The organism is Dactylosporangium salmoneum, from assembly GCF_039532525.1.
Classification (GTDB): Bacteria; Actinomycetota; Actinomycetes; order Mycobacteriales; family Micromonosporaceae; genus Dactylosporangium; species Dactylosporangium salmoneum.
In genome coordinates this window covers 18691-34610 of record NZ_BAAARV010000055.1, presented here as the reverse complement: position 1 = coordinate 34610, position 15920 = coordinate 18691, and the positions used below count along the sequence as shown (strand labels likewise).

Annotated in this window: 12 protein-coding genes and 1 pseudogene; 2 read left to right on the top strand and 11 right to left on the bottom strand. The window is 66.9% G+C overall.

Going from position 1 to position 15920, the window contains the following annotated elements; genetic code table 11:
- From ABD352_RS57755 to ABD352_RS57750, 5 genes and pseudogenes are all read right to left on the bottom strand, one after another.
- Positions 1 to 248: DDE-type integrase/transposase/recombinase (locus ABD352_RS57755; protein ID WP_425553686.1), on the bottom strand; the 248-nt coding region annotated here is incomplete at its 3' end.
- 453 nt (positions 249 to 701) lie between these two features.
- Positions 702 to 1298 (bottom strand): hypothetical protein, encoded by a 597-nt coding sequence (locus tag ABD352_RS29565; protein WP_344615787.1) that lies wholly within the window; start codon positions 1296 to 1298, stop codon positions 702 to 704.
- Between the two features lie 181 nt (positions 1299 to 1479).
- Complete coding sequence (locus ABD352_RS29560; protein ID WP_344615786.1) at positions 1480 to 8016, bottom strand: RHS repeat-associated core domain-containing protein; 6537 nt, start codon at positions 8014 to 8016, stop codon at positions 1480 to 1482.
- A gap of 563 nt (positions 8017 to 8579) precedes the next feature.
- Positions 8580 to 9281 (bottom strand): hypothetical protein, encoded by a 702-nt coding sequence (locus ABD352_RS29555; protein WP_344615785.1) that lies wholly within the window; start codon positions 9279 to 9281, stop codon positions 8580 to 8582.
- 756 nt (positions 9282 to 10037) lie between these two features.
- Positions 10038 to 10367 (bottom strand): annotated as a pseudogene (locus ABD352_RS57750) (transposase); the annotation flags it as partial.
- Between the two features lie 378 nt (positions 10368 to 10745).
- Here ABD352_RS57750 and ABD352_RS29545 point away from each other — a divergent pair.
- Positions 10746 to 10961 carry a MerR family transcriptional regulator gene (locus ABD352_RS29545; RefSeq protein ID WP_344615784.1) on the top strand — a complete coding sequence of 72 codons (216 nt, stop codon included), beginning with the start codon at positions 10746 to 10748 and terminating at the stop codon, positions 10959 to 10961.
- Between the two features lie 107 nt (positions 10962 to 11068).
- On the opposite strand, the gene ABD352_RS29540 is transcribed toward ABD352_RS29545, so the two are convergent.
- From ABD352_RS29540 to ABD352_RS29530, 3 genes are all read right to left on the bottom strand, one after another.
- Positions 11069 to 11755, bottom strand: coding sequence for a hypothetical protein (locus tag ABD352_RS29540; protein ID WP_344615783.1), 687 nt, complete (start codon positions 11753 to 11755; stop codon positions 11069 to 11071).
- A 78-nt stretch (positions 11756 to 11833) separates the two neighbouring features.
- Positions 11834 to 12067, bottom strand: coding sequence for a hypothetical protein (locus tag ABD352_RS29535; protein ID WP_344615782.1), 234 nt, complete (start codon positions 12065 to 12067; stop codon positions 11834 to 11836).
- A 585-nt stretch (positions 12068 to 12652) separates the two neighbouring features.
- The gene (locus ABD352_RS29530; RefSeq protein WP_344615781.1) at positions 12653 to 12835 is read right to left on the bottom strand and encodes a hypothetical protein; all 183 of its coding nucleotides are present in this window, start codon (positions 12833 to 12835) and stop codon (positions 12653 to 12655) included.
- 489 nt (positions 12836 to 13324) lie between these two features.
- Between ABD352_RS29530 and ABD352_RS29525 the strand changes: the two genes are divergently transcribed.
- Entirely contained in the window at positions 13325 to 13468 is a 144-nt protein-coding gene (locus tag ABD352_RS29525) for a hypothetical protein (protein WP_344615780.1), read from the top strand.
- A 104-nt stretch (positions 13469 to 13572) separates the two neighbouring features.
- On the opposite strand, the gene ABD352_RS29520 is transcribed toward ABD352_RS29525, so the two are convergent.
- The 3 genes from ABD352_RS29520 to ABD352_RS29510 are packed head-to-tail and all read right to left on the bottom strand — an operon-like array spanning position 13573 to position 15805.
- Positions 13573 to 14874 carry an ATP synthase F0 subunit B gene (locus ABD352_RS29520; RefSeq protein WP_344615779.1) on the bottom strand — a complete coding sequence of 434 codons (1302 nt, stop codon included), beginning with the start codon at positions 14872 to 14874 and terminating at the stop codon, positions 13573 to 13575.
- Positions 14871 to 15593, bottom strand: coding sequence for an RNA polymerase sigma factor (locus ABD352_RS29515; RefSeq protein WP_344615778.1), 723 nt, complete (start codon positions 15591 to 15593; stop codon positions 14871 to 14873). Before ABD352_RS29515 ends, ABD352_RS29520 begins: the two co-directional genes overlap by 4 nt.
- Positions 15590 to 15805, bottom strand: coding sequence for a hypothetical protein (locus ABD352_RS29510; RefSeq protein WP_344615777.1), 216 nt, complete (start codon positions 15803 to 15805; stop codon positions 15590 to 15592). The genes ABD352_RS29515 and ABD352_RS29510 overlap by 4 nt, the downstream gene beginning before the upstream one ends.
- Between the last annotated feature and the right edge of the window lie 115 nt (positions 15806 to 15920).

The following is a 15920-nucleotide window of genomic DNA, read 5'->3' as shown; positions in this document are numbered from 1 at the left end:
CTTCGTGTTCCTACCCATCGCCCACCTCCGCGATCAAGGTGTTGCGACGATCGGTTGAATTCGCCTTGACAGCCGCGGTCGGAATGGAACACGAACCCGTCGGCGGGCCGGCGGCGGCGCAGCGCGTCGGTCAGGGCGGCGTCGACCAGGTCGGTCTTGAGATGGTCGGCCACGGCCCAGCCCACGACGCGGCGGGAGGCCAGGTCGATGACGGTGGCCAGATACAGCCAGCCTTCCCACGTGTTGATGAGGTGATGTCACCGCACCAGCGGGTGTCGATCGCCGCTGGGTCGACGGTGAAGTCCCGGCCGATCAGGTCCGGGCGCTTCGCCGCGTTCGGGTCCGGGATCGTGGTGACCTGCCAACGGCGTGGGCTCTTGCCCCGGATCCCGGCCGCGCGCATCCGGCGGGCGATGCGTTTGCGGCCGTGCCGCAGCCCTGCAGGTGTGCGTACTGGTCGTGGGCCTCGTCGTCGATGATCCAGGTTTCGGGAGCCGTCGCCCAGACGACGATGGTCGGGTCGTCTTCCCCGCGCTGGAGAACGAACTCCCCGTATACCCTCGATGGGCTCCGCCCTTATGCGAACCAACCTCGATCAATGCGCTGATCCTCTCAACGGTGCTCAAGCCGACGCGCAGAACCTGATCGTGCATCAGTGTGCGATTCCCATTGCACGCCCGGCCTTTCAATGGTGCAGCCCCTTAAACATCTGGCAATCGGACTCCCGGCAGCGGACCATTCCCATTGTCAAGAAAGTAAAGGTAGAGACGCAAATCATTCGCGAGATCGGCGTCGATGTAGGCTCGATAGTCCAGCAGACCAGAGACGGCTTCACGCTCAGCTTCATCGCCATATATCCAATGTCTTTGCTTTTCCGCGATCCATTCGAGCAGCCGATTGCGATTACCCCACCACTCTCGAACCAACGCAGGCGTCCAATGCACGTCACCATCTCGGGCCCAGCCCGAAAATGGGTCTGCCTGCATTCCACGCAACACAGCGGTCAGATCATCACTGTCGCGGGGCTGCCGATACAGGAACTCAGAGTCGCCATCATTGTCATCACCGTAGAGGAAATGACGTGGAGCATAAATCCTGCCAACCCAACACGAATCCGTCATGGCGCCATAGAAGGGTCCAGGAACGTTCCGCCAGTTCCGATCTTCCCAATTACCAAGAAAGACGTGTTCGGGCGTCGGCCGTAGGCGATTTTCATCGAAGGGGAACATCGCCTCCACACTTGCGATCGGATCCCAGTAGAGTTCATCGCCGCTCGCATCAGGTCCCATCTTCTTCACCGCCTTAACTGCGACAATCTAATTGGTCGACACCCATCTAAACCGCGTGCACTATCACTTCATGACTCATACCCGCCCGATCGCGACGGCGGGCTAGGTCCACCTGCTCCGGGAGAGGACGAGGAGACGTCAGCTCGGCGAGATTGCCAAGAAGAAGCAGGGCTGAGGGCGAATATCATGTTCAGGATAGGAGTTCGACGTAGTACTGCTGCAACTGCATGCGCGCAGATGCCGTTGAATTCTTCGGGTTTGAAATGTATTCTTGCGCGTACAAGTCGCGAAGCTGCATCGCTCGGTCTTTCGTCATGTGCATCTGCTCGAGCCGCTCCCGAGTCATCGTTGCTCGCATGTATCCGGCGCCTCGCACATTCGCCCCCCAGGCAAGGTCCTTCAGTTCGACCTGACCGTTAAGTCCCATGTCCCTGGCGATTTGGTCAAACTCGCCGTTGATGTTGACTGGCCGAATACGAGACGATTTCGCCGCCGCCTCTTCGGCTGCACGCGCACCTGCACCCTCAGCCGCTCCGCCTGGAACGACTTGCACCTCACCCTTGGAGACCTTCTGGTGGTATATCTCGGTGCGGCAGTCGCAAAGCATCATCAGTTGAGCCTCGAAGTAGACCGAACAGGCCACCTCGATTTGTTCGCAGACCTGAAGTGCCCGTCCCGCGAGTGTGCCTTCGCCGCCGACGAGGATTACTTCCCCCTCTTTGGGGCTGTGTGGCGGAGCCGGCGGCGCGCCGAGTACATTCATCCAAAATCTGAACGGATCTCCGACGTCGTCGGTTCCGTCTCCGTTGACGTCCCTTGAGTAGTAGTCAATGGTTGGGTCGGGGGTTGGCGGCCTGTTGTGGTCTTCCTGTGTGGTGGCGTGCTTTGGCTTCGACTTGCGCGGAGGCGGGGGCGCCTTGCCTGAATGGCACGCCGGGTTGCCGTTACAGTCGTCGCCGCCGCAATCGTCGTCGCCGTTACAGGTCCTTAGACCGGAGGGATCGCTGCCGGTATTGGGGTTATTGGCCGCGTAGCTGTAGCCGTTGATCTGTTGTGGGTCGGCCGGGTCGGTGATGGGGTCGTCCGAGATGAACCGGCCGGTCGCGGGTTCGTATTCACGGGCGCCGAGGTGGGTCAAGCCGGTGTTGTCGATGGTGCCGTTGACGAAGCCGCGCGTCGACGGCCAAGCCACGCTCGTGGTGGCGCGAGGGTTGCCGTATGGGTCGAGGCGGCGGTGCGTGGTGGTCAACGTGGTGGCGTTGATGGCGAGGGTGCCGGTGCCGTGCGGGTCGGCGGACATCCAGGACAGGCCGCCGACGGTGCTGCGGACGGCGATGCCGCCGTAGTAGCGGGTAGCGGTGGTGGTGGTGCCTTGCTGGTGCAGTTCGAGCCCGGCGAGGTAGACGGTCGTGCCCTGGGGGTTGATTGCGAGGAGGCGGTTGCCGCCTGGATCGTAGGTGTATTTGGTGGTGCCGGTGGTGTCGGTGACGGTGGCGAGGTGACCTTCGTTGTCCCAGGTGAGGGTCTGGTTGGGGCCGGCGGCAATGGCGCGGGTCAGGGCGTTGCCGGTGTTGTCGTAGGTGTAGGAGTCGGTGCCGTTGACTGCGCCGGTACTGGCGATGCTGGTGATGGTGTGGGGCCGTACCGCGTTGGTGCCGGACGCCGGGTAGGTATAGGTGCGAATAGTGTCGCCGGTGGCGGCGTGTTTGGTTTCGGTAGTGCGGTTGCCCGTGGTCTGCTGGTATTGGTAGCTGGTCCAGTAAGGGTCGGCGCCGCCGACGACGGCCTGTGTCGGGGTGGTCTGACAGGTGCCGGCGGTGGTGGTCCACGCCTCAGTCAGTTCGCGCAGCGTGTCGTATTGGAAGCATTCGTTGGCCACGACCGCGTTGGCGCTGGTTTCCTTGGCGGAGGTGACGTTGCCGGCGGAATCATAGCCATAGGTTTCGGTCAGCCGTTCGACCCAGGTGTTCGGAGTGGACTGGTTTTCGGTGTCGGTGGCTGCGGCGACGAGCCGGCCGGTCGCCTGGTCGATGGTGGTGGTCTGCCGGATGCGTTTCCCGGCGCTGCCGATGATCTGCTGGTAGGGGGCGCCGAGGTCGTAGTAGCTGGTACCGGCCACATAGGTGGTGGTGGGGCTGGTCAGGGTCAGCGGCAGGCCGGTGCTGTCGTAGGTGGTAGTGACGGTTTCGGCGGGCAGGTCACCAGCGGCGGGATAGGTGAGGGTGGCGGCGGAGCCGTCGACGTTGTAGGTGGTACTGGTGGTATAGCTACCGGCGGGCAGGCCGGGCAGGTTCAGGCTGGACGGGATGACCGTGGTCGTGCCGAGGGGCCGGTAGGCGTCGTCGTAGCCGGTGACCGTGGTGGTGAAGGCGTCCTGGCCGACGTAACGGGTGGACGAGGTGAGCGTGCCCTTGGCGACGGTGTCATAGGTCCACTGCGTGCGCTTGAACCCGGTGGTGTTCGTGCCGTCGTAGACGGCCGTGCGGCGGCCGAGATCGTCGTAGGTGTACGTCAGGCTGATCCCGCGGGCGTCGGTGGTCGTGGTCAGCCGGTCCGCCTCATCGTAGACAGCGGTGGTTGAGCCCGCATCGGGGTCGCTGCTCGAGTCGACCCGGCCGCGCAGGTCGTAGTGGCTGGTCCAGGTATTCCCGGCCGGGTCGGTGGTGACGGTGAGCCGGTCGAGCCGATCGTAGGTATACGTGGTCCTGGTGAATGAACCGGCCAGGTTCGAGGTGGCGAACTGCCGCAGCTCGGTAGTCTTGCCCCGCACGTCGAACAACGCCTGGGCGGTGATGCCGCCAGATGGCGGGGTGGTCGCGACCCGGTCACCCTGAAACAGCGTCGTGGTCTGCCACTTCAGCGCGTTCGCAGACCACAGCGCGTCAACCGTCTGCCGGCCCACGTCGTCGTAGGTCAAGCGGTGCTGGGCGATCACGTCAGCGTCGGCGAACCCGGCGACACTGTCGCTCGGTGCGGCGCTGTTCCAGAACGTGGAAGCCTTGGCGACGAGGTTGCGGCCGTCGTAGGCGGTGTCGGTGATGACCCGCCCGCCGTTGGCCTGCGGGCCTGGGGCCTGGGTCTGGCGCAGCCGCATCAGCCCGTCGTAGAGCTGGTAGCTGACGATTTGGTTGCCGTTGGGGCCGAGCTTCTTCGTCGCCACGACGTTCGCGCCGCCGGTAGAGCGCAGGGTGTACGTGTACTCCAGATCCGGCAGGCTGGTCGCGGGACTGTTCGCCGCCGCGTGCGGGCGGAAGACCTTGGTCAGCCGGCCCAGCTGGTCGTACTCGACCGTGGTGGTCTTGCTGTTGGCGTCGACCACCGTGACGGGCAGCGCCCGCAGCGGGTTCAGCGTCGTCACGGTGACGTGGCCGAGCGGATTCGTATCCGTAATCGACGTGACCGCGCTGCCCGACGCCGGGCTGTAGACGGTGGTCGAGTGCTTGTCCAGCTGGTCGTAGCCGTCGGTGAGGCGGCCGTAGCTGTCGTAGCCTGCCCGGCTGGCCTGCGCCCAGGTCAGGGCCGAGCCGTTGACCGCGCTGAGCGTCTTGGTCATCGTCGTCAGGCCCTTGGTGGGCGTGGCACCGACCGTGGTGGTCGAGTCGTAGAACGTCTGCCTGCCGGCCAGATAGTCAGCGGCGGTCGGCGTGGCGGCGCAGGTTGTGCTCACCTGCTGCACCACGTAGTTGATCATCCATTTGGTTTCGTCGGGCGTGGCGTAGGTGTTGGTGGTGCACACGTCATCGGTGGTGATATTCGGATCGCCGTCGTCCTTGACCGCGGTTTCCAGACCGTACGTCGTGTCGTATGTGTGGGTCGTCCGGCCCCACCCCCAGGTGCCGCTCACCGGCAGCCAGGTGCCGGCGTTGGTCGTCGCTTCGCGGTTATACCGGGAGGAGATGGTGCCGATGTAAGTGTTGGTGTTGCGGGAGCCGGTGACGGAAACCCACGGAGCGTGGATCGTCGTGGCCACGATGTTGCCGCTGTCGAGGGTTTGTTCCTCGAGGAGGGTGCCGCGCAGGCCGTCAGCGTCAGTGCGCGGGGGTGCAGTCGGACCCGGGCCGGGGCCCTGCGCCGCGCCCGGGACGATGCCCGAGCCGATGATGGTGGCTTGGCGGGTGCCGGGGCCGGCGGAGGTATAGTCACCGTTCAGGCCGCGGTAGTACACCTTCTTCGTCACCGTCTGCTGGCCACCGACGGCGCCGACGGTGGTGGTGACGGTGCTGTAGCCGGCGAAGTCGGTGAAGGAGCGGTGGGCGTTGGTGGCCGCCTCGTCGCTGCCGTAGTGCCACAGCGTGTTCGTGCTGGACCCGGCGGTGCTGTAGTCGTAGCTGGTCTCCACGTTCGGTGAACCGGTCAGCGCGTCGGTGTCGGTGACCTTCATGACGACGTACTTGTGGAAGTAGTTCCAGCCCACGCCGTTCCACTGTGGATAGCAGCGCAGCGGGAACTGGTCCCACGGCACTCCGTTGACGTTGGCGATGGTGCACTCCGGCGTCGAGTACGCCGCAGTGGTGATGTGCCCGGTGCCGGTGTCGATGTACGTCATCCGGTAGTGCTGGTAGTACGGGCCGGCGTTCGCGACCAGGTTCTTGAGCCGATCGCCGCCGAAGTGCATGGTCGGCGCGGCCAGGCTGGTGGTGTCGAAGCCGGTGTGTTCCAGGAAGTCGAACCACAGCGACGGTGACACACCAGTCTCGCCGGACGCGGGGAAGGCGTGCTTCAGCGTCCACGTGTCGGCGGCCTGGTAACTGTTGGTCGCCGGCGACCACATACTCGTCGTGACCCAGGACAGCCGGTACGGATTCCAGAACGTCGGGATCTGATGGGCCGCGCACGACGTCACTGTTGTGTCGCAGAACTGGTCCCACGGCGTGTCCAGCCAGTTCTCCGGATGACCCGCACACGGCTCGGTCAAGCATCGCACCGCGGGCTGGAACTTCACCTGCATCGGCGCCTTCGCGCCCGAAGCCCCCTCCGTGCCCGCACGGGTGCCGTAGTCGATGTGATCCAGCATGACGTTGATGTCGTAGACGTGGGTGTCGGTACCGTTCCAGTTGCCGTACTTACCCTTGAACTTCGTGTAGAAGTACGTCATCGTGTTGCCCCGCGGATCCACGACATAGTCGAGGTTCCACCGATACGTCATGTCACAACCCGACCACCAGTCATGCACCGTGCTGTGGCACGGCTCCCACGAATGGTTGCCGTACACCAGCACGTTCTGGGCACTGTTCGTCTCCTGCGTGTCGTCCGCGTAGCGCTTGTTCATGCCGAAGAAATACTGCGTGCCGTCCTGCGTGGTCAGCTTCCAGTACCGGCCCTGCGCGTCACCATTGCTCGCGTTGGTGCGCAGCTCGATCCGCGAGCCGTCGTCGGACTCCAGATGCCACTTCTGGTTCGAGTTCTGTCTCGAGATGTCCTGCACCACCCGGCCGGAGTGCCCGCCGAACGACATCGTCATCGGCGGATCAGACAGATAGCACAGGTCGTTGTTGGTCCACCCGTCGTCCTTGCACGGACGGTACGTCTGCTCGATGTACCCCGGGCTGTAGTCCCAGCCCTCACCAACCCACGACGACTGGGCATTCTTCGCCGCGGTCCGACCGTCCACACTCGCCGAGGAGTACTGCAACATCACATCCGGCACCGGACCACCCAACCCCGGCGGCATCTTCAACGGCACCGAGTAGCCGAACTCGCCGCCCTGCCTCCCTGCGGCCCAGCCGGAGGTCTCGTTCAGCGACGTGTGGGTGTAGTCCCCGCCCGAACTCGACGGGGAGGCGCTGAGCGCGTACACAGCCTGACCCGCGGGCGCCGCCGTCAGCGGCGTCGAACCCAATGTCGACGTCGACGCGGAGTTCCCCGTCGACGACAACGGCGTCGAGCCCGCCACACCACCCGCAGGCACCACCGCGTCCGCTCCCCCACCGGCGGCGAAGACCCTCCCCGAGCTGTCAGCGACACTGGCCGCGTCGAACGACACCACCTGCGACGCATCCGAGTTCACCGCCCCGTCGACCGGCGTCTGCACCTGGCACTCAGCAAGCTCCGGCGTCGTCAACACACACTCCGGCAGCCGCACCAGACGAAGCCGGGCGCCGTAGTTCCCGCCGTACGCACCCGCGAACGACGAATAGTCGACATCGAGCGCGACCTTGCCGGTGCTGGCCTGGCCGTCGTCGCGGACCAGCGTGAACAGCACACCCTGCACCTGCGCCTTGTCCGCGACCGTCCGATCCGCCACCGAAAACCGCACCGCCGACGGACCCTGAGCGCTCAGCAGCCGCGTCTCCGCCTTCGGATCCGACTGCGGGTCCGCCGGATCAAGACCCTGCTTCCGCACCCGCACCGAAAGCCCACCAGCCCGGCCGGCACCGCCACCAGCGGTCTCCGCCGACACCGCGGAACGGGCCGCACCGAGACTGGCCGTGTCCACAGCAATCGACGCCGTACCACCAGCCGGCCACACCGGCTTAGCCGCCGGCGCCTGCCCCACCCGATCCGACTCGGCCAGCGGCACGGTCTTGCCCGCCACGCTCGTCACCGGCACCGACTTTTCCGCCGGCCGATCCGGCTGCAACGACACCGGCACTGGCGCGGCCGCAGCGTACGGCGGAGCTACCAACACTCCCGCCGACACCGCCAACACCAGACCGGCGGCCAGCGCGAGCCGACCACGACCTCGCCGAACCAGACGAACATCGAAACCGCCGCGACGACGCAGCATGCAAGCCTCCCCGTGCCGATCATGCAAGGAGGGACGGTATAGATCAACAACGTTGCTGGGAAGCAGCCGACAGCTACATAACGGTCAGTAACCTCCTCCACAAGCCCACCGTCGGTTATCCCAGCGTCGAGCGTACAGTTTCAGTGATGGGCATCACATCGAAGATCACCTAATGTAGTTGCGGATTCGGTTGGCCGGTTTCGGCGGCTAGGTCCCTTGCTCGATGCCGATGGGCGAAATAGCCAAAAGGCGTGGGGTGGCCGCTGTTGATCATCTGAGGCCCTACCGCCCGTTTCGCGAGATTCGCGGTGACATCCTCGACAACGTAGCGGCCGTCGAGCAGCACACTGAAGAGTCTCACTGACGAAACGAGTGGATGAAGTTCCTGACGGGAATGACGAGGTCGAGAACGTTTTCGGCACTGCAACTGGACGTCCGCTGCCCTCGGTGTAGACAGTCCGGGACGCATACGCAGTTGCTGTACGAGGCCAGCCGAACGCACGCGCGGGTCCACATCGAGCTACCCACGGTCGTTGGCAGATGGAGCACGGCGCGTGGAGTTGTCACAACGACATCGCACTTGCGGTAGCGCCTCGCGCCGCCGCTGCTGCCGAACTGGTAGGCGCTGCCGGGAATCGCGCCGGTGCTGCTGACTCTCGCGGCGGCTTGCCGCGTAGGGCTGGTCGCTGCAACTTGTTGCCGGTGCTTGAACGGCGGCCGGAGCTGCTGCGCGGTTCCGGTCGCCGTCTCTTCCGACACGGAGTCGGCCACGCCTCGACCGGGATGTGCCCGCCCACGAGCTCCAGCAGCAGGGACTGGATGGCGCCGAACGCGCGCTCGACGGCCTGTTTGTCGGTCGGGCGCAGCACTCGCGCGGGCAGGATGTTCGCCCCGATCACGCGCTGCACCTCGACTCGGTGGTGGTTCTTGTAGACCGCGCTGTGATCGGTGGTGATCGTCTCCGGGGTGAAGAACGGCAGCCCGGCCACCCGATGCCCGGCGAACTCCGCCACCACCGCGGCCGGCACGCCGGGATACGGCCACTCGAGGTCCTCGCCCCATTCCGGGCGCATCGGCAGCGGCATCATCACGTCGCGCAGCAGCATCGCCATGTCGACCGGAGTGTCCGACACCAGCGTGAGGCGGAACGCGACGGGCGAGTGCATGTAGACGTCCAGGGCGAGGGTGAGGTGCACCGACACTGGCTCGCCGAAGACTGCCTCGCACGCCTTCACCGACAGCACCGTCGTGTCCAGCGCGACCACCTGACCGGCCGGTGCACCACCACGTGCTCCCCGGTCGGCTCGACCCGAGCGGCGCTGCGCGCGTAGCGCTGCCGGGCCCCACCGGGTCCGAACCACTCCGCCCACACGTTCCGCAGTGTCTGGTAGGACGGCACCGCGACGTCCGGGCCGAACCGCTCCCGGACGTATTGGTGGATCATCCGTTCTCGGGTCTTCATGCTCACCCGCGAGCGGTGCAACGCCTCGGCACGGACCGCCCAGATCGCCTCCCAGATCGGCTCCGTCGCGCTCGGCCGCGGGCGGAGGGCAGCGACTCGTCTTGACCTGGAGTCGCAGGCTGCAACAGGTTCGCACCGTCTAGAACTCGGCGGCCCGCCGCACGTCGTACACGCTGAGGTCGGCCCGGACTCGCACGAACCGCACCCGATGCCGCCACCGCCCGACCGGCTCGTCAAACGCGGTGTCCACCTCGATCTCAACAACGACCGTCGGCCGAACGGCCACATACGGTAGGGGTCGGCGATGCGCGAGTTGCCCCGACCAGGCAGCGGGCAGCGGCTGCGGCCACGGGTGCGGCACCGCGCCCCCATGCCGCTGGGCCACATACCGTTCGAGCGCGGGCCCGAGTTCGACCCCGGCCTGGCCGACGGGGTGGGCAGCGCCGACGTAGCGGAGTCGGCCGCGTTCGTTGTACCGGCCGAGCAGCAACGACCCGGGCGCGGACAGGGACCCGGTGACACCGCCAACGATCGCTTCGACTGTTGAACGTGTTCTCACCTGCGCGGTCGTGGAATCCACCGAGACGTCCCACACCACCCGCCCGTCCGCGTCGGCGATCGCCTGCAACATCCGCAGCAGCCGCGCCCAGGTGCCATCCCGCTGCCACCGCCGGAACAGCGCATACACCGCCGACCAGGACCCGTAACAGTCCGGCACATCCCGCCACGGCGTCCCGGCCCGCACCCGCCACCGGATCCCATCGATCAACTGCCGCCTGCTCCACAACGACGGACGCCCCGGCCGGCGCGGCGCAGGCAGCAACGGCTCCAGCCGGTCCCACTGCGCGTCGGTGAGGTCATGCCGCCTCGTCACCGCTAGGGTGTCCACGAGGTCTCCGGTGTTCAGTTCTGTCTTGGTCGACGAACCTTCTACCGGAGACCTCGCCATATGTCGATCTCCGACACACCCTCACACGCTGCAGCGGCCTTACCGCCACCGACTTTGATACGCCCCCCTAGCGGCAGTCGCATCAGACCAGGTGTCCAGTGGCCGTCCGCCGGACGCCAGCGCGGCGTTCGTGGTCGTCATAAACGCACTATCGCACAGCTTTCATAGGTTTCATAGTTTTTATAGTTAGCCGCGCCGACGCCGCACCCGTTGCGTCCAAGACCGGATACAGAACCGGTGGTCGACTGGCACGGAGAGCAGCAGCCCCTGCAAAGATGGCTGAACCAGCGTGTGCGCGCGACAACCCAGGGGTGCAACGTGACCGAGGCCGACGAGCCCCGATGGCTCAAACTGAGAGAGGCGTATGAGCAACTGAGCGTCATGGGAATCTCCGACCAGACCATCCGCGCATGGGGGGACGCCGGCCGCTACGGCCTCGTGGTCAAACGCGCAGGAAGCCACCGAGTCTTCCGCGCCGACACAGTTGCCGAAGTACTCCGCCGCTTCCACGAGGGAGAACTGCACGACGATTGACCGACACCGACCAGGCAACGAAAATGGAAGAACTGCGGCGTAAATGGTCAATCTCACCCCGACACTGCCGCCCCATAGGCGGCCGTCGTAACGCGGCTGAGCCCTGCTCAGCCCTGGTGGTGGATCGCTTTGAGCTCGTCGCTGCTGCCCAGCCGGCACGCCGCCGCGATGGTCAGCATCGGCTGCGAGTAGCCGCGGTACGGACTCGCCCCGATTGACACGCCGGGGTCCGTGGCGTTGGCGAGGACGCCGTTGGCGATGCCAGTCAGAATCATGTACCGCGTGATGAGCCGGGAGGTGGCGGCCGGGCCCATGTCGGCTTCGATCCGCAGCACTGTCTCGAGCAGCCTGGAGCCGACCTTGTCGAGCAAGGCGTCGAGGACCGCGTCCCGGGTGGCGTCCGCGAGGATCACACTGGCGTACTCGGTGCGCAGGTCGGTCAGGGTAAGCCCACGATCACCCCGGGCCCCGTAGGCCCGATCGACGTAGCGCCGGCTGAGCGGGATGCGGCGCAGCACAGTGCGGTCCAGCCACGGCTGCAGCCAGATCCGCTGGCCGTCGGCCTCGCGCTGGCTCTCCCACTGCGTAAACACCAGCAACCCGACGACCGTGAACAAGATCCCCGTCGCCCACTGGCCGAGTAGCACGCATCCGACCATCTCCACCGGTGTGCCGACGATCCCGCAGAACAGCAGCCATTTCGACCAGCGCCCAGCGGCCGCGGTGCGTGAGGTCACCGACCACAGCAGCCCGGCCAGCCCCAGCATCATCGCAACGGCCCCAGCAACCACCATTATGCGAACGTAGCTGCGCCTTCACCCACAGCACAGGACCCGGCAGGTTCGATCACCCGGACCGGTTGGTCGGCGTGGTCACGACGATCGGCTGGGATCGTCGGTCTGCATCCTGCAGGCCGGCGCCGATGCGCGGCGATCGGCTTCGATGGCCAGCGGCCTTCCGGGCTCTGGCACGGCTTGCGCCGGCGTCGTGCCGGACACGCGAAGGAGCTGGTCGCGGCGCTGTACGAAGGCGGCCGCATTACCCGGTCGGGTGGACTCGGTAAAGTGGCCGCGTGGCGTGGAAGTGTGCAACAACATCTCGCGCATTTCTCCACTATCGTTGTGCCAGTCACTAGGGCAACGACAACTCGGGCAAACACCGTGCTGCCCAAGTGAGCGCAATACCGACAAGGTCGGTCCCGCCCTGGCTGGGCAGGCCGACCTGTCAATGCTGTCAACGGTCCGGGCGCAACTCGAGCGTTGACAAGCTGAAGCGAACGAGGACCTTCATCCACGTGGTGGGGTCCTCGTAGCGTGTCAGGACCTCGTCTTCGACGAGGATGCCAACCAGCTGCAGGACTAGCCACGCCGCTCGCCGGTGGCTCCAGCGGTGCGACGACGGTCTTCGGTGCTTCGGGCGGTACCCCGGCCCGGGCTTGCTGGCCGGGTTTGCGGCATCTGACTCACGATCTCCCATACGGTCTCCGTTTCGACCGGACGCGGGAGCCCAGGAGGTCCGGGCGGTCGTCCGGTACACGGCCGTGGTTGACGGGCCGTCACGGGGAGCACGCTGCGCAGATGAAGCGAGTCAACGGTGCCAGCAGGTCTGTGCCGAAGCCGGCAAGACACGCACGGTGCGGCCGGACTGTACCCGTCGGTGTTCGATCGGGAGGGTGGGCCGCCGTCGAGGCGTCAGCGCGTCCTGTCGGTCGGTGCAGTTGGCAGGGCCAGTCGGTCCTGCACGTCCCTCAGCGTCGCCTTCGCGGCCACCAGGTCGCTGCGCAGGCGCAGTGTGTCCCTGCGCACCTCGGCGAGGGTGCGCAGGTTCGCACGCAGCTCGTCGCCGGGCCGGCTCGCACTTTCCTCAATGTGCATGCCGGCACGCTACCGCCCGGCTGGTGTGAACGGCCGCGGCGAGCGCTCTGTCTGGGAAGGGTTCGGGCGGTCGCGCATGTCGTCATCATGCCGATGATCCCCTGCGACGCCAGGCTGCGGTACGAAGCCCACTCACTCCGGCGATATCTACCGCTGTCCCGTGCGCCGTTGCGGGGCGAAGGTGACGACACTTACATACCGTGGAGGAGCCGTTATACAACGATCGTCGCCGGTTCCTACCGGCCCCGGTGCGGGCCGACGATCAGCCGTCCGTCGTCGGCGGCCTGGCCCGCGGCGCGGCCGGGTGCGTCGGCGATGGCCTCGCCCTCGCTGGTGCTGTAGCAGCGGCCGTGCTGGCGTGGACCGACCGGCTGCGCGGCTGGTCGGTGCCCGCTGCCGCCGTCGTCGCCTGGGCCGGGATCACCGTCGTGGCGGTGGCGCGGCGGGAACCAGGACGACGCGTGCAGCGCCGTCCTGATCCCCGGACCCGTGGACGACGAGGCCGAGGAGCCGTCGCGGACAGGGGAACTCGAGTACGTCGTGACCGAGCCGGGGGTGCTGATCGTGCTCGCGGTGATCGCCGCGCTGGGCTGGTCTACCTTGCCCGCAATGACGACTGGCGCGGCTGGGTGATGGCCGGGCCGGCCAGTTCCGGAACAGGCTCACGGCATAGCTCGGGCCGATTGAATCACAGCGCTCGCCACCGCGGCGGTGACCACGGCGATGAGCGCTGTGATTCATCGGCTCCGCCCCGGACGCCATCCGTGTGGAAGGTCATCGGAGGCCGCGAGGCCGTGGGGATCAACGCGGAACATGGCCGGCTCGTTCAAGGACCAGTGGCTCACGAACAGCACCACGTACGTGCACGCCCGGGGCGTCGTCGGAAGCGCGTCAAAGTCCGCATCCGACGGGCGGCAGCGCTTCGCCTCTACCACCAGCCGGCTGAAGGGCGTCGCATCGCCCCGGCAGTCCAACCAGCCGTCGACGAGGTCGGCGCTTTCGAGGTCCGCAGGCGCCCGCAGGTAATCCCGCAGTGATGCCAGCGCCACAGGGATGGGCCGCTCTAGCTGGCAGGTGCGGCCTGCCGCCGAGCGTCCCTTCGGCTGTTCCGCCGGGCTCTGGACGTGATTCCAGTAGTCGCGGACAGCCGTGCGGGCGGAGCAGTTGCACGGCACCTCGACGCAGGCGTCGCCGGTGGCAGGGTCTTTGGGTACCCGCAGTGCGGTCGACCGGGCCCACGATCCCTGGTGGCGAGCCGTCCGCCCCGGCGGGAACACCTTCCCCAAATCGTGCCATACGCCGTTGCCCAGGCCGGCTGCGACCACGCTACCCATCCCGCCCATTCCCACCACCTCGAAGCGCCTGAGGGCCTGCGCGACCAGCTGCAGGTGCGGGAGCAGGCCATGGAACTCTCCTCGACGGCTCGCCTGCCACGGGTCTATGAGCTCGACCTGCTGGCCGGGTTGCGCCGGCAGGTCTGGCAAGGCGCCGGCGATGTGGGGCGCCATCAAGTGCCGGGTGGTCGCGCTCATCTGCTCCCGGTGCTCCCGGTCGGCCTCGGCCGCGGCGACAATCTGCTCAGCCTCCTGCCGGGCGGTCGCCAGGATCTGCTCGGCCTCCTGCCGAGCGGCGGCGACCGTCTCGGCGGCGCGCTTGAGGGCGGCATCGCGGTACTCCTCCGCGGCCTGACGTGCGGCGCGCCGGATCTCCTCCGCATCGCGCTCGGCGGCGGCAATGAGTCGGCGACGAACGGCCAGATAGACCTCCAGGCCCTGGGGCCACTCACTGCCTGTGGTCGGCACGCCCGGCAGGTCCGTCAGATACTTCGTGCGGGCCGTATCGGAACCACACGCCGCCGGCGGAAGTGGGCCACGGTCCACGTTGGCCTTGATCCGGGCACGGCGGCGGACGAGCTCGCCGTCGGCCAGCCGGGCCGTCACAACTTCGTCGATGAGCCCGAGCACCTCGCCCAGCAGCTCGTCGAGGGCCGGTTCGCGCACTTCGGACGGCTCGGGGTTCGCATCGTCGTAGGTGGTCACCGGGTCTCCCTCCTCGTCTCGGTACCGGATGGGACCTGCTGTTCGCGTTGCCACTCCTTGGCTAACTCGATCTTGAGGCGTTCCCGCGCCCATTGCAGGTTCTTGCGGATCGTCGGTTCGGTCTTGCCGAGCGCCTCGGCGAGCTCTGCGGTGCTCAGGTCGTCGACGACGCCGGCCATCACCTCGCGCTGCGCGGGTGGCAGCGTGTTGAGGTGCTGCAGCACCCACTCCCGGTTCTCCCAGGCGCACAGGTCGGTGCCGTCGTCCGCCTCCGGGGTGACGTGGCCACTGGCGATGGTCCGCCCAACCCGCTCGCCGTCGCGCTTCTTCGCCTTCGCCACCGCGTTGAGCACGGCCCGGCGCGCGTACGCCCGAGGCTGGGTGATCGTTCCCCAGCGTCGGTAGATGTCCTCCATCACCTCATCGGCGGCGTCCTCGGCCTCATAGAGGCTGGCGCCGGACGCCATGGCAACCTTCACCAGCAGCGGATACGTGCTGTCGAAGAAGTCGTCGTAGTCGCCGACTGCGGCGAGAAGGGTCTCAGCGCGTGGCTCGGGTGGCGCCTGGGCCAGGCCCTTGTCCGCTTGGACCACGGCGACCTCCGGTCTTGTCATCGTCGACTGCCCTCCCCTGCTGCTGAGGTCCGCGAGGTCGGCTTGGTGTGAAAAGCTCGTATCAAGATTGTTTAGGGCGGCTGGCACCGGCTCGCGCGTGGTCACCGGTGGACGAGGACGATCAGCCCGGCGAGCACCACCGCTGCCCCCGCCGCGGAGACGGTGACCGCCACCGAGGACGTGGCGGCGTACACGCCACCGACCCCGACCAATAGCCCGTTGATCACCGCGACCAGGGCACCGGCACCCCACCGGCCGCTCGGACGGCCCCTGCGCGCCTGGCGGCGGCGCCCGCCGCGCCTGGGCGAACTGGCCATGTCATGGTCCACCGTAGATGCGCCTCCTCCGGCTCGGCGCAGCGTGGTCGCCGCGCTCCACCACAGAGGTCCGCCGGAGCAGCCGCGTGTGAAAACGATCCGGCCGCCGCGGCCC